Genomic DNA, 13,459 nt, shown 5'->3' with positions numbered 1-13,459 from the left:
GTGATTTCGCGGTCCCCTCGGAAGGGGTCACTGGCGGGTCAGGGCCTCGTCAGGTTGGACGAGCCGCGCCGTGACCAACGGGTTGCGCCGCAGGCCCGCGAGCAGCGCGGCGCTGCCACCGACATCGGTCCAGGTGTCGTCCCACAGGGCGGAGACGAGCCAGGAGCGATCCGCCGGAAAGAACAGGTCGGGCAACCGTCCGTCGCCGCGCATGTGCCCGGTCCGCCAGGTGAGCGCCTGCTCGGGTCCCGCCTCGACCAGCACGTACGACCAGCCCCAGTAGAGCGACACCTTCGCGGCGTCCGGGAAGACGATGTCGTGGGCGCCGGTGTCCAGGTAGCCCAGCCACCAGGGCTGATCCGGGGTGCGTGCCGTCAACTCGTCGACGACGGCACGTTCGTGGGCGTCGAAGCTGACGTCGTCGGGCGGATGGAAGGTGGCGTACGCCTCGAACACCGCAGGAATCGCCGTGGTGACGGACCGGCCGCCGGACGAGGTGCGGCCCGCGATCCAGGCGACGTCGCTGGCAGTGCCGATCCGCCACCTCCGCCCGTCCCTGATGACGTCCACGAGATCCGGGGTCGACGCGCGGTCTCCGCTGACAGCGGCCGGCGTTGCCCACGGCGCCCACCCGGGCCAGTCAACAGCCCGCCACCGGTGCCCCTCGGCGCAGACCCACTCCGCAGGGTCGTACGGCTCCCGGTACACCGTCGGCATGCCGAGTCGACCGCAGTCGGGACATGCGGCGACGGGCGACGTCATGTCGCGCACGATACGTGCCCGAGCCCGCTCGCCACTCCCCTTCTCCGCCCTTCCGAGCAACGCGAAAATCATGCATAATATCCCTTATGCATGACAAACAGGACGAATCGCTCATGGTTCTGATCGAGGAGTTCCTGACCGCCCGCGCCACCCGCAAGCCCTCCCCCCACACCCTGGCGGCGTACCGGCGGGACCTGCACGCGGTGGCCGCCCTGGTCGCCGAGGACACCACCACTCCCCTCCCCCTCGACGCGTTGTCGATCACCGACCTCTCCCCCCGGGTGATGCGGGCGGCCTTCGCCCGGTTCGCCGCGCCCCGGGCCGCCGCGTCGGTGCACCGGGCCTGGTCCACCTGGAACAGCTTCTTCACGTTCCTGGTCGCCGACGGTGTCGTGGCGGGCAATCCGATGCCGGCGGTCGGGCGTCCCCGGGCGCTACTCCCCCAGCCCAAGCCGTTGCGTGGCGCGGACACCCCCGAGGTGCTGCTGGCCTCCGCAGCCCGTGACGAGGGCAGGCAGCGCGACCCGTGGCCGGAGCGGGACGTCGCGGTGTTGGCGGTGGCGCTCTGCGCCGGGCTGCGCCTGTCGGAGCTACTCGCGCTGCGTGTCGACTCGTTGGGTGGCCGGCCCGGCGAACGGCGGATCGAGGTGGCCGGAAAGGGCGGGCGGCCCCGTGTGGTGCCGATCGAGGCGGATCTGGACCGGGTGCTGGTGGACTACCTGGACAGTCGGGCGCGGCGTTTCGGGTCCCGGTCGGTACGCCCCGACTCGGCGTTGCTCGTGGACCGGCGCGGTGAGCCGTTGCGCCGTGGTGGGCTGCAGTATCTGGTGGAGTCGTGTTACCGGCGGGCGGGCATCGGTGACCGGGTGCCGCGGGGTGCGCGGTTGCACGCGCTGCGGCACACGTTCGCGACGCGGTTGGCCGAGGACGGGGCGAGCGCTGCGGAGATCATGCGGTTGTTGGGGCACGCGTCGTTGGCGTCGTCGCAGACGTACATCGAGGTGACTGCCGGGCAGCAGCGCGACGCGGTGCGGGCCAACCGGACGAACCGTGCTCTGGCGGCGCTCCTGCCGGCCGGCCGGGAGGAGCCGGCGGCGCCGTGATCAGTGGGCCTTGTGGTCGGAGTCGTTGGCGGTGGTGGGCAGGGTGCCGAGGACCGCGTTGATGATGTGGATGCGGGTGTTTGTGGCCCGGTAGTCGGCGCAGACGGTGTCGGCGCGGTCGGCGAGGCGCACGGTGGGGGCGGTGCCGGTGACGGTGATGGTGGTGCCGTCGAGGGTGGTGGCGGTGCCGGCCTTCAGCAGGTCGTCGATCGAGTGGGTACCCGCGACGAGGTGTGCCTTGAGCAGGGGGCGCAGCTGGTCGGTGTGTCGGACCATGAGGTCGTCCCAGTTGTCCTCGGAGAACTTCGCGGCGAAGGCGTCGTCGGACGGCGCGAGGACGGTGAGGCCGTCCTTGGGCAGTTCGGTGAGTACGCCGCTGGCGCGCAGGGCCGCCTCGAATGTGGTGAGGGTGGGCATCCAGCGCAGCGCCTCGTCGACGGGCTGACCGGCGAGGAATGTCGGGTTGCCGGGGTCGTCGCCGGTGGGCAGGGCGGCGCAGAGCGGGCCGGTGATCTCGGCTACCGCGACCGGGCGAGGATCGGCGGAGGTGCTGCTGCACGCGGTGAGGGCGAGCAGCAGGGCGGGCGCGAGCAGGCGGTAGCGCCGCGGTCGGGTGCCGTTCGAGGTGGCGGGTTGCGACACGGCGTACTCCATGGGTGTCGGGTCGATGGGTGTGCCGGCGGCGCGGGCTGGATGCCCGCGCCGCCGGTACGGCTAGCTGGGTGTCACAGTGCCGCGCACTGGGCGTTGCGCGGGCCGTGGACGGTGTTGCTGACCCCGAGGTTGGTCGGGGCGGTGCTGTTCGCGGTGCAGTTGAGCGGGCCGCGGATGGTGTTGCCGGCCAGCAGTGGCACGTCGGCGCCGGTGCCGGTGATGTTGACCGGGCCGGAGACCGAGACGTCGATCAGGGAGACGGCGTTGGTCGTGTTGGCGATCTGGACCGGGCCGTTGACGGTGCCGTCGGCGAGCAGGACACCGGCGGCGCCGTTGGCGGTGACCGGACCGCTGATTGTGGTTCCGGTCGCGACGAGTGCCGCGCCGGCCCGGATGGTGACCGGGCCGTTGATGGTGGCGTCGTCGGCGCAGGTGAAGCCGGAGATGGTCAGCGGCCCGTTGCGCCGGCCGGTGAGGTTCGGGTAGATGCGCTCGCCGTCGACGAGCTTCTCCACGCCCTTGGTGTCCAGCAGCAGCGGGATCAGGCCGCGTTCGGGCTGGTTGAGGGGCACGTAGTAGCCGTCGGCGGTCTTGATGACCTTCCAGCCGTGTGCGGCGATGCGCTGTGCGACGGTGGCGCCGACGCCGCTGGGGCCGTCGGTGCGGGTGCCGTTGTACTGCGCTTCGGTGAGCCGGTAGGCGCACGGCGCGTCGTCGAGGATGAGGTCGGCGCGGGGAGCGTCGAGCCCCGGCGGGCTGTCGCCCGGGTGCGGGGCAGGGTAGGCCGGGATCGGTCGGGATCCGCGGAAGACGAGGCGGCCGTTGTTGGCGGCCTGGCCCTCGATGCCCTCGGCGCGGGAGGCGAGGATCTCCGCCTTGTTGGCGCGGTGGTAGTCGAGGAACTGGTGGAACGTCCACAGCGCGGAGTAGGTCTTGCGGCGCCGGTTGTTTGCGGTGTTGCCCTCGTCGGGTCGGGTCTGTCCGCCGGAGCTGCGCAGCTCCAGCAGGGAGTTGGCGACGTTCTTCAGGCCGAGGGTGTTGCGCAGGATGGTTTCCTCGCTGTTGCCGACGGTGCTGCCGCCTTCGCAGCCGTAGGGGCAGGCCCACCAGCCGTCTTCGGCGCCCTTTGTGTACATGTGGCCTTCGATCATGTCCTGGGACTGGTCGAAGATGGACTGGGGCACGTTCTGGTGCCGCGGCGGCAGCATCGGCAGGTCACCGGCGCGGGCGTTGCCGTACTCGTGGCCGTCGTAGCCGGCGACGGGCCGGTAGTCGCGGACCATCTTGATGTACGCGGTGGTCTCGGGCTGGCGGATCAGCGAGTAGTCGCGGTTGAGGTCCTGGCCGGCGGCGTTGCCGCGGGTGTTGTTGGCCCGACCGTCGCCGTTGATGGTGGGGACGATCAGGACGTTGGTGCGGCTGAGCAGGTCGATGATCCGCGGGTCGGTGCTGAAGGCGAGTTGCCGGGCCATGATGAGGCAGGCTTCGCGGTCACCGGGCTCGTTGCCGTGCACGTTGCAGTTGATGGCGACGGGTGCGGTGGCGGCGACGGCCTCCGGGGTGGCCGCCGGCGGGTTGCCGAAGACCATCATGTTGATGGGCCGGTTCTGCAGGGTGCGGCCGAGCTCGACGACGCGGACGCGGTCACTGAGGGCGTCGATGGCCTCGGTGTAGGCGTACTCGTTGACGTCGTTTGTGTACTGCGCGCCGCGGGTGGTCTCCCACTGGGTGCGCAGCTGCTCGCCGGGGGTGTCGGGGTTGCCCCAGGGCGCGGTGGTCGTGGCGACGACCGGCTCGGAGTAGGGCTGTTCGGTGGTGCCGGCGCGGGCGCGTACCCGCCACTGGAACCGGTCGCCGGGGTTGAATCCGGCGTCGGCGAAGGTGGGTGATTGCTGGTTGACCTGGCGGTTGGGTCGCCAGATGCCCACGATTGTCGGTGCGCCGGTGGGGTTGCCGTTGGCGTCGACAGCTGTGCGTTCGATCTGGTAGTCGGTGGCGCCGTCGACGTGCTGCCAGGCGAGGGTGGCGTACCCGTCGCTCTGGCGGACGGTGAGGTCGGCGACCTGGTTGGGTTGCGCGGCGCTCTGGGCGTTGGCGGGGGTGGGTGAGATGGTCAGCGTGAGTGCGATGACTGTGGATATGGCAATGAGGGTGGGTCGCTTGCGTCTCATGTGGCCTCCGACTAGTTGATCGTGGCGCGACCCGCTCAGCATGGTTGTCGGAGTACGTCGATGCAATGATCTTGAGCGAATCTTGCGGCTCGCGGGGCGGAAGTGCCCGCTTTCAGCCGAGGTCGACCAGCAGGGGGCGGTGGTCGGAGATGGTGGACAGCGGGGCGGTGACGGCGCGTACCGGTGGGAGTTCGGCGAGGGCGTGCCGGTCGGCGAGGATGTGGTCGAGTTGCACGCGGGGCTGCCCGGAGGGGTAGGTGGGGCGGCGGCCCAGGGGGCGCCAGCCGGTGATGAGGCGGGCCGGGCCGGCGGGCAGGTTGAGGTCGCCGAGCAGGACGCGGGGGCCGGGCAGGGCGCGTAGCGCCTTGATGGTGCGGCGGAGTTGGTGGGCGTTCCAGCCGGGGACGAAGGACAGGTGGGTGGCGGCGACGGTGAGTGGGCCGTGGGGGGTGTCCAGGACGGCGGCGAGGACGACGCGGGGTTCGTCGTGCAGCAGGATGAGGCCACCGCCGGGGCCGGGGACGTAGACCGGGGATCGTACGGGTGCGGGTTTGAGGCGGGTGACGTGCCAGCTGCGGACGGGGTGGCGGCTGATCAGGCCGATGCCGTAGCAGGGTTCGCCGTGTCCGTCGTCGTCGTGGCGCAGTGGCCGGAACTGTTCGCCGGGGGTGCCGACGACGGCGGCGGCGAAGCGGTGGTGGGGGGCGTCGAGGGCGCGGGCGGCGATGGCGGTGAGGTCGAGGTGGCCGCTGCGGCTCTGGTCGCGGTCGACTTCCTGTAGGGCGAGGACGTCGGCGTCGAGGGCGTGGACGGCGTCGGCGAGGCGGTCGGGGTCGACGAGCCCGTCGGTGAGGGACCGTCCGTGCAGCAGGTTGAAGGTGGCCAGGCGCACCCCTGCACCCTACGTCCCCGTGGCATGGTTGCCCGGTGGTGAAGCTGCTGCTGTGTTCGGTGCTGGTGTTCGTGGCGATCGGCGCGTTGGGGGTGTGGTTGCGGCGGGCGCGGGGTCGGTGACGGGGTGAGGCTGGCCACTCAGGCGCCGGTCAGGGGCGTTGGGTGGGGAGAATTGCCGGCCGTGGACGCCGTGACGCTGAGTACGCTGCTGGCCGCTGCCGCGATGGCCGGGTGGGTCGATGCCGTGGTCGGCGGTGGTGGGTTGCTGCTGCTGCCGGCGTTGCTGGTGGCGGCGCCGGGGTTGCCGGTGGCGACGGCGTTGGGCACCAACAAGTTGGCGGCGATCTTCGGTACGGCGACGGCGGCGGCGACGTACGCGCGGCGCACGAAGATCGACTGGCGGGTGGTGGGGCCGGCGGCGGGGTTCGCGGTGCTCAGCGCGGGTGTGGGTGCGGCGTTGGCGGGTGCGGTGCCGGCGTCGGCGTACCGGCCTGTGGTGTTGGTGGTGCTGGTGTCGGTGGCGTTGTTCGTGCTGCTGCGTCCCCGGCTGGGGGTGGTGGCGCAGCCGGCGCGGCGCACTCCGGTACGGGTGGCGGTGGTGATCGCGGTGGCCGGGGTGGGCATCGCCCTGTACGACGGGTTGATCGGGCCGGGTACGGGCACGTTCCTGGTGTTGGCGTTCACGATGGTGGTGGGCGCGGACTTCGTGCACGGGTCGGCGATGGCGAAGGTGGTCAACGCGGGTACGAACCTGGGTGCGCTCGTGGTGTTCGGGGTGACCGGGCACGTGTGGTGGCTGTTGGGCGCGGCGATGGCGGTGTGCAACATCGCCGGGGCGGTGGTGGGTGCGCGGATGGCGTTGCGGCGCGGCTCGGGGTTCGTGCGGGTGGTCCTGCTGGTGGTGGTGTTGGCGCTGGTGGCGAAGTTGGGCTACGACCAGTGGATGGCCCGCTGATGCCGGTGGTGGCCGAGCACGACCGGGCGGTTCTGGCGCGGCTGCTGGGGCGGGATCCGGTGTTGCACGCGTACCAGTTGGGTGATCTGGACGATTTCTTCTGGCCGTACACGTCGTGGTTTCGTCGGGGCGAGCAGGTGATCCTGCTGTATCACGGTGTGGATCCGCCGACGCTTGTGGCGTTCGCGGCGCCGGCCGGGCGCGCGGAGCTGGCGGCGTTGTTGACCGAGGCGGCGCCGGTGTTGCCGGCCCGGCTGTACGCGCACCTGTCCCCCGGTCTCACCGGGGCGCTGGACGGGTCGTTCCGGGTGGGCTCGGTTGGTCGGCATCATCGGATGGCGCTGACTGATCCGGCGCGGCTGGCGGCGGTGACGCCGGCCGGTGCGCAGTTGGGTGCGGCGGATCTGCCGCAGTTGCGCGAGCTGTACGCGCGGGCGTACCCGGGTAACTGGTTCGACGCGCGGATGCTGGACACCGGGCAGTACCTGGGGGTGCGCGACGGCGGTGAGCTGGTGGCGGTGGCGGGGGTGCACGTGTTCTCGCGGGCCTACCGGGTGGCGGCGTTGGGCAACGTGACGACGCATCCGCGGTGGCGGGGTCGGGGGTTGGGCGCGGCGGTGGTGGCGGCGCTGTGTGTCCGGCTGCGGGAGAGCGTCGAGCACGTCACGTTGAACGTGAAGGCCGACAACACGACGGCGGTGCGGCTGTACGAGCGGGTGGGGTTCACCCGGGTGGCCGACTACGACGAGTGTGTGTTGACGGCCCGGTAGCCGGTCAGCGGGGGCGGCTGGGCGAGTCGAACCGGCCGGCGCGGATTTCCCGCAGGGCACGGCGGCGGATGTCGCCGCGCAGGGTGTCGACGTAGAGGGTGCCGCGCAGGTGGTCGGTCTCGTGTTGCAGGGCGCGGGCGAGGAAGCCGCTGCCTTCGATGGTGAGTGGTTCGCCGTGCTGGTCGACGCCGTGGGCGGTGGCGTGCAGGGCGCGTCGGGTCGGGAAGTACAGCCCGGGGATGGACAGGCAGCCCTCCTCGTCGTCCTGGAGCTCGTCGGACAGTTCCAGTGTGGGGTTGATGAGGTGGCCGCGGTGCCCGTCGGCGTCGTAGACGAACACCTGGGCGCTGACGCCGATCTGGGGTGCGGCGACGCCGGCGCGGCCGGGTGCGCCGAGCAGCGTGTCCATCAGGTCGGCCACGAGGGCGCGCAGCTCGGCGTCGAAGCTGGTCACCGGTTCGCATTCGGTGCGCAGGACGGGGTCGCCGATGATCCGGATGGGCCGCATGGTCATGGGGTCAGCGTATCGGCGGTGGTGGCCGTCGCCCGGCGAGGGTCGCGCGGATCGGTGCGGTTTTCGCCGCGGCTTCGGCGACCTCGGCGTGGGCGTCGCTGTCCCAGGTGATGCCGCCGCCGGCCCAGGTGTGCAGCTTCTCGCCGTCGGCGGCGGCGGTGCGGATGGTCAGGCCGAGGTCGACGCGGCCGGGGGCGATCCAGCCGAGCGCGCCCATGCTGGCGCCTCTGCCGACGGGTTCGAGGGCGGCGATCTGGGTGAGGGCCGCGTGTTTGGGTGCGCCGGTGACGGAGCCGCCGGGGCAGGTGGCGCGCAGCAGGTCGGCCAGGCCAAGGCCGTCGGCGGCGTGGGCGCGGACTGTCGACTCGGCCTGCCACAGGTCACACCAGCGGCGTACGGCGAACAGGTCGTCGACAACGACGGTGCCGGTGCGGGCGACGCGGGCGAGGTCGTTGCGTTCCAGGTCGACGATCATGATGTGTTCGGCGCGTTCCTTGGCGCTGGCGAGCAGTTCGGCGCGGCCGGCTGGGGTGGCGGGGCGGGTGCCTTTGATGGGTCGGGTGATCAGCTGCCCGTCGTGGGCTTCGATGAGGGTTTCCGGTGAGGCGCAGCCGATGGCCCAGCCGTCGCCGGTGAGCACGCCGCCGTAGCGGGCGCCGGGGAGCGCGCCGAGGCGTCGGAGGGCGGGGATCGGGTCGCCGGTGTAGCGGGCGGCGGCGTGGCCGACGAGGTTGGTCTGGTAGACGTCGCCGCGGCCGATGGCGGCGCGGACGGCGTCGACGGCGTGGGCGTGCTGGGTGGGTGTCCAGCTCTCGGCCCAGTCGCCGAGCCACCAGCCGGCGGGTGGGCCGCTGACCGGTGTGGTGCTCGGGCGGTGGTGGTAGACGACGACGGCGAGGTCGGGCAGGGTGGGCGCGGGCTCGGCGTTGCCCTGTGGGCCGCCGGTCAGGTACGCGCCGGCGGCGGCGGACAGGTACAGGGCGGCGCCGCAGAGCCCGGTGTCGGTGCGGTGGCCGGTGGGTGTGGGTCGGGCCAGGTTGTGCAGGGGCAGCCCGTGCGCGGCGAGGAACTCCTGCGCGAGCGCGGCGGGGTCGCCTCCGTCGGTGCGGCGCCAGTGCAGACGGGCGCGTTCCACGAGCGCCCCGCGGCACCCGGCGGGGGCGGCGGGCGCATCGACCAGCACCTCTGGGAGCGTTTCCACGCCGTATGGACTGATCTTCCTCATCCGTTCAGTGGATTTCCCGTACACAAGACCGACACCTGCTCGATGCTGGACACTTTCACTTGGTACTGTGCGTCACTGGTCATGTGAACCATGACACAGTGCCCCCACAGTCCGGAGAACCCGATGTGCCAGCACCAGCCGACCTGCCCTTCCGCCGAAGCCACTGACCGGGACGCCGCCCGGGTCCTCGCCTGCTTCCCTGAGCAGGGCTGGAGCCTGCTCTGCAACGGTGTCATCGTTTTCGAGGACACCGGTGAGCTGCTCCCCGACGGCAGCAGCATCGCCCCGCACCGCGGCCCCGCCCGACACGCCCTCGCGGCCTGATTGACCACCCAGCGTCACCGAATCGCCGCCGCCGACCCAGGCTAGTCCCCCGGTACGGGGCACCCGAGCCCAGGTCAGCGCGGCTGCCGGGGCGGCACACCGCCCGCCCCGGCCCGCCGTCGCCGGTCTCGACCGCCTCCGGCGGTGTCAGTCCTCGAACGCCTCCGGCGACGGGCACGAGCAGACCAGATTCCGGTCGCCGTACGCGCCGTCGACGCGCCGCACCGGCGGCCAGTACTTCCCCGCCCGGTCCACGCCCGCCGGGTACGCGCCCACCGACCGCGGGTACGGGTGCGGCCACTCGTCACCGCTGACCATCGCCGCGGTGTGCGGCGCGTTCGCCAGGGGGTTGTCCCCCGCCGGCCACTCCCCGGCTCCCACCTTGTCGATCTCCGCGCGGATCGCGATCATCGCGTCGCAGAACCGGTCCAGCTCGGCCAGATCCTCACTCTCGGTCGGCTCCACCATCAGCGTCCCCGCCACGGGGAACGACATCGTCGGGGCGTGGAAGCCGTAGTCGATGAGCCGCTTCGCCACGTCGTCGACGCTCACCCCCGTCGCCTTCGTCAACGGCCGCAGGTCCAGGATGCACTCGTGCGCCACCAGGCCCTTGTTGCCGGCGTACAGCACCGGATAGTGCCCGCGCAGCCGCGCCGCCACATAGTTCGCGGCGAGGACCGCGACGCCGGTGGCCCGGGTCAGGCCGGCCGCGCCCATCATCCGCAGGTACGCCCACGGGATCGGCAGGATCCCCGCCGACCCGTACTTCGCCGCCGAGATCGCCGGCGTGGCGTCGACGTGCGCGCCGAGCGGGTCGCCGGGCAGGAACGGCGCCAGGTGCGACCGCACCGCCACCGGACCCACACCGGGGCCGCCACCGCCGTGGGGGATGCAGAACGTCTTGTGCAAGTTCAGGTGCGACACGTCCGCGCCGAACTTGCCCGGCTTGGCGAAACCGACGAGCGCGTTGAGGTTGGCCCCGTCGACGTACACCTGGCCGCCGGCGTCGTGGACCTTCGCGCACAGCGACGCGATGCCCGTCTCGTACACGCCGTGCGTCGACGGGTACGTCACCATGATCGCGGCGAGCGCGTCGCGGTGCTTGTCGATCTTCGCGTCGAGGTCGACCAGGTCGACGTTGCCGTCGTCGTCGCAGGCCACCACGACGACCCGCATGCCGGCCATCACCGCCGACGCCGCGTTGGTGCCGTGCGCCGACGACGGGATCAGGCACACGTCGCGGTGCGACTCACCGCGCGACGCGTGGTAGGAACGGATCGCCATCAGTCCGGCCAGCTCACCCTGCGACCCGGCGTTGGGCTGCACGCTGACCGCGTCGTAGCCGGTCACCTCGGCCAGCCACGACTCCAACTGGCCGATCATCTCCCGGTAGCCGGCGGTCTGCGCGTCAGGCGCGAACGGGTGGATGTTGGCGAACTCCGCCCAGGAGATCGGCTCCATCTCGGTGGTCGCGTTGAGCTTCATCGTGCACGACCCCAGCGGGATCATGCCCCGGTCCAGGGCGTAGTCGAAGTCCGACAGCCGCCGCAGGTAGCGCAGCATCGCCGTCTCCGAGTGGTGGCTGCGAAACACCGGGTGGGTGAGGAAGTCGCTCGTCCGCGCCAGGTCGCCCGGCAGCGCCGTGTCGCCGTCGCCGTCGAACGCGGGCACCCCGAACGACGCCCACACCGCCTCCAGGTGCGCCACAGTCGTCGTCTCGTCGCAGGACATGCCCACCTGGTCGGCGTCGACGAGCCGCAGGTTCACCCCGCGCTCGGCGGCGGCCGCGACGAGCTGCTCCGCGCGTCCCGGCACGCTCGCGGTGATCGTGTCGAAGAACGGAACGTCCGCGACCCGCACCCCACCGGCGCGCAGCCCGGCCGCGAGCCGCGCCGTCATGTCGTGGGTACGCGTCGCGATGTCCCGTAGCCCGTCCGGGCCGTGATAGACGGCGTACATGCCGGCCATCACCGCGAGGAGCACCTGGGCGGTGCAGATGTTGCTCGTCGCCTTCTCCCGCCGGATGTGCTGCTCACGGGTCTGCAACGCCAGCCGGTAGGCCGGGTTGCCGTCGGCGTCACGCGACACACCGACAAGGCGGCCGGGCAGCATCCGCTCCAGGCCCGAGCGCACCGCCAGGTAACCGGCGTGCGGCCCACCGAAGCCCATGGGTACGCCGAAACGCTGCGTGGTGCCGGCGGCGATGTCCACGCCGATCTCCCCCGGCGCGCGCAGCAACGTCAACGCCAGCAGGTCCGCGGCGACGGTGACCAGGGCCCCTACGGTGTGCGCGGCCTCCACGAGCGCGGAATGGTCACGGATCGCCCCGGAAGCCCCCGGGTACTGCAGGTGCAGGCCGAAGAACTCCTGCGGCAGCTCATCGTGGTCGACGTCGACGACCCGCACCTCGATGCCCAGCGGCTCCGCCCGACTGGCGATCACCGCGATGGTCTGCGGCAGCGCGTCGGCGTCGACGACGTACACACGGCTCTTGCTCTTGGACGCCCGACGGGCCAGGGTCATGGCCTCCGCGGCGGCGGTGCCCTCGTCGAGCATCGAGGCGTTCGCGGTGGCCAGCCCGGTCAGGTCGGTGACCATGGTCTGGAAGTTCAGCAACGCCTCCAGCCGGCCCTGGCTGATCTCCGGCTGGTACGGCGTGTACGCCGTGTACCAGGCCGGGTCCTCCAGCACGTTGCGGCGGATCACCGCCGGGGTGTGCGTGCCGTGGTAGCCCAGGCCGATCATCGACACGGCCACGGTGTTACGCGCCGCCAGGGCCCGCAGCTCGGCGATCGCCTCGGCCTCGGTGGCCGCCTCCGGCAGGTCCAAGGTGCCGTGCCAGCGGATCACCTCGGGAATCGCCGCGTCCATCAACTCGTCGACCGAGCCGTGCCCGACGACCTCCAACATGCGGCGCTCATCGTCCGGTCCGGGACCGATGTGACGGGTGGCGAACTGCTCAACGGTCATCAGTGGCACTCCCGGGGCGAGGTCGACGTGTCGGCCTCCCCCTCTGTCGCACCCCACAGGGCGCTCCACAGTGCCTGCCCACGAGGTCCTTTTGCCTGAGAGGTTCCGGGGAGGATTTGCCCCTTCGGCGCCGCCCCGGCTGCTGTCGGGCGGTCTCTCCCACGTGGGTGTTACCGGCGTGGTCAACGCTACCAGCGCCGGTGTTTCCAACCGATGTCCTACCCCCGGACCATCACACCGACGCCCCGGCGGCGACCCGCTCGGCAAGGACGGGCAGCACCACGCCCAACGGCGCGTCCACGCACACCGTGGCGTACCCGTCACCACGGGTCGGCCCCTGGTTGACGATCGCGACCGGAATGCCGTTTTTCGCCGCGCGGATCACGAACCGGCGACCCGACATCACCGTCAACGACGAGCCCAACACCACCAACGCCCGCGCCCGCTCCACCAGGTCGAAACACCGCGCCACCCGCTGCGGCGGCACCGTCTCGCCGAAGAACACCACGTCCGGTTTCAGCATGCCTGTCTGACAGATCCCGCAGTCCACCGGCCGGAAACCCGCCACCTGCTCGTCGGGGAGATCCACATCACCGTCCGGGTTGACCGCGTCGACCTGCGCCACGAAGTCCGGATTCGCCTCGCGCAGCCGCCGGTCCACCTCCTCCCGGGAGGTCAGGTTGCCGCAGTCCAGGCATGTCACCTCGTCGAGGCGGCCGTGCAACTCCACCACCTGAGCGCTGCCGGCGGCGCCGTGCAACCCGTCCACGTTCTGGGTGATCACCGCGTCGACCAGGCCGGCGTGTTGCAGCCGCGCCACCGCCCGATGCCCGTCGTTCGGCGCGGCCCGCGCGATCAACCGCCACCCCAGATGGCTGCGCGCCCAGTACCGCCGCCGTGCCAGCGCATCGCCGGTGAACGCCTGGAACGTCATGGGCGTGTGCCGGCGGGCCACGCCGCTGGGCCCCCGGTAATCCGGGATACCCGACTCGGTGGACAGGCCCGCCCCGCTGAGCACCACCACCCGCCCGCCTGCCAGCAGCGAGGTCAACGCATCGAGGCTGTCGGTCACCCCACCATGCTGCCTCAACCCGCCCACCGCCGACCAACCCCGCCC

The 13,459-nt window shown here is 71.8% G+C and carries 12 protein-coding genes and 1 riboswitch; of the genes, 4 read left to right on the top strand and 8 right to left on the bottom strand.

The genetic code is table 11. From position 1 onward, the window contains the following. Positions 1–27: 27 nt before the first annotated feature. Positions 28–762 (bottom strand): hypothetical protein, encoded by a 735-nt coding sequence (locus tag ADK66_RS32055; RefSeq protein WP_231640250.1) that lies wholly within the window; start codon positions 760–762, stop codon positions 28–30. Between the two features lie 86 nt (positions 763–848). On the opposite strand from ADK66_RS32055, the gene ADK66_RS29375 reads away from it, so the two are divergent. Further along, positions 849–1,865, top strand: coding sequence for a tyrosine-type recombinase/integrase (locus tag ADK66_RS29375; protein WP_053661083.1), 1,017 nt, complete (start codon positions 849–851; stop codon positions 1,863–1,865). Here ADK66_RS29375 and ADK66_RS29370 read toward each other — a convergent pair whose 3' ends face one another. The 3 genes from ADK66_RS29370 to ADK66_RS29360 form a co-directional block, all read right to left on the bottom strand. Next, a complete protein-coding gene (locus ADK66_RS29370) occupies positions 1,866–2,507 on the bottom strand; it encodes a fasciclin domain-containing protein (protein WP_167943876.1) in 642 nt (213 codons plus the stop codon). An 83-nt stretch (positions 2,508–2,590) separates the two neighbouring features. Then, complete coding sequence (locus ADK66_RS29365) at positions 2,591–4,690, bottom strand: M14 family zinc carboxypeptidase (protein WP_053661079.1); 2,100 nt, start codon at positions 4,688–4,690, stop codon at positions 2,591–2,593. A gap of 112 nt (positions 4,691–4,802) precedes the next feature. Next, positions 4,803–5,582 carry an endonuclease/exonuclease/phosphatase family protein gene (locus ADK66_RS29360; RefSeq protein ID WP_053661077.1) on the bottom strand — a complete coding sequence of 260 codons (780 nt, stop codon included), beginning with the start codon at positions 5,580–5,582 and terminating at the stop codon, positions 4,803–4,805. 183 nt (positions 5,583–5,765) lie between these two features. Between ADK66_RS29360 and ADK66_RS29355 the strand changes: the two genes are divergently transcribed. Continuing rightward, a complete protein-coding gene (locus ADK66_RS29355) occupies positions 5,766–6,539 on the top strand; it encodes a TSUP family transporter (protein ID WP_304438239.1) in 774 nt (257 codons plus the stop codon). Next, positions 6,524–7,309, top strand: coding sequence for a GNAT family N-acetyltransferase (locus tag ADK66_RS29350; protein WP_053661075.1), 786 nt, complete (start codon positions 6,524–6,526; stop codon positions 7,307–7,309). Before ADK66_RS29355 ends, ADK66_RS29350 begins: the two co-directional genes overlap by 16 nt. A gap of 4 nt (positions 7,310–7,313) precedes the next feature. On the opposite strand, the gene def is transcribed toward ADK66_RS29350, so the two are convergent. Both def and ADK66_RS29340 read right to left on the bottom strand, forming a co-directional pair. Then, positions 7,314–7,823, bottom strand: coding sequence for a peptide deformylase (gene def, locus ADK66_RS29345; protein ID WP_053661073.1), 510 nt, complete (start codon positions 7,821–7,823; stop codon positions 7,314–7,316). 4 nt (positions 7,824–7,827) lie between these two features. Beyond that, a complete protein-coding gene (locus tag ADK66_RS29340) occupies positions 7,828–9,048 on the bottom strand; it encodes a chorismate-binding protein (RefSeq protein ID WP_053661071.1) in 1,221 nt (406 codons plus the stop codon). A 123-nt stretch (positions 9,049–9,171) separates the two neighbouring features. Between ADK66_RS29340 and ADK66_RS29335 the strand changes: the two genes are divergently transcribed. Then, positions 9,172–9,372 (top strand): DUF5999 family protein, encoded by a 201-nt coding sequence (locus tag ADK66_RS29335; RefSeq protein ID WP_053661069.1) that lies wholly within the window; start codon positions 9,172–9,174, stop codon positions 9,370–9,372. Between the two features lie 147 nt (positions 9,373–9,519). Here the strand turns inward: ADK66_RS29335 and gcvP are convergent, their stop codons facing one another. Further along, positions 9,520–12,342 (bottom strand): aminomethyl-transferring glycine dehydrogenase, encoded by a 2,823-nt coding sequence (gcvP, locus tag ADK66_RS29330; protein ID WP_053661067.1) that lies wholly within the window; start codon positions 12,340–12,342, stop codon positions 9,520–9,522. A 73-nt stretch (positions 12,343–12,415) separates the two neighbouring features. Continuing rightward, positions 12,416–12,514: riboswitch (glycine riboswitch) on the bottom strand. A 60-nt stretch (positions 12,515–12,574) separates the two neighbouring features. Continuing rightward, the gene (locus tag ADK66_RS29325) at positions 12,575–13,414 is read right to left on the bottom strand and encodes an NAD-dependent protein deacetylase (RefSeq protein ID WP_053661065.1); all 840 of its coding nucleotides are present in this window, start codon (positions 13,412–13,414) and stop codon (positions 12,575–12,577) included. Between the last annotated feature and the right edge of the window lie 45 nt (positions 13,415–13,459).

Source organism: Micromonospora sp. NRRL B-16802, assembly GCF_001279555.1.
Lineage (GTDB): Bacteria > Actinomycetota > Actinomycetes > Mycobacteriales > Micromonosporaceae > Micromonospora > Micromonospora profundi.
This window is presented reverse-complemented; position numbering and strand designations above follow the sequence as displayed.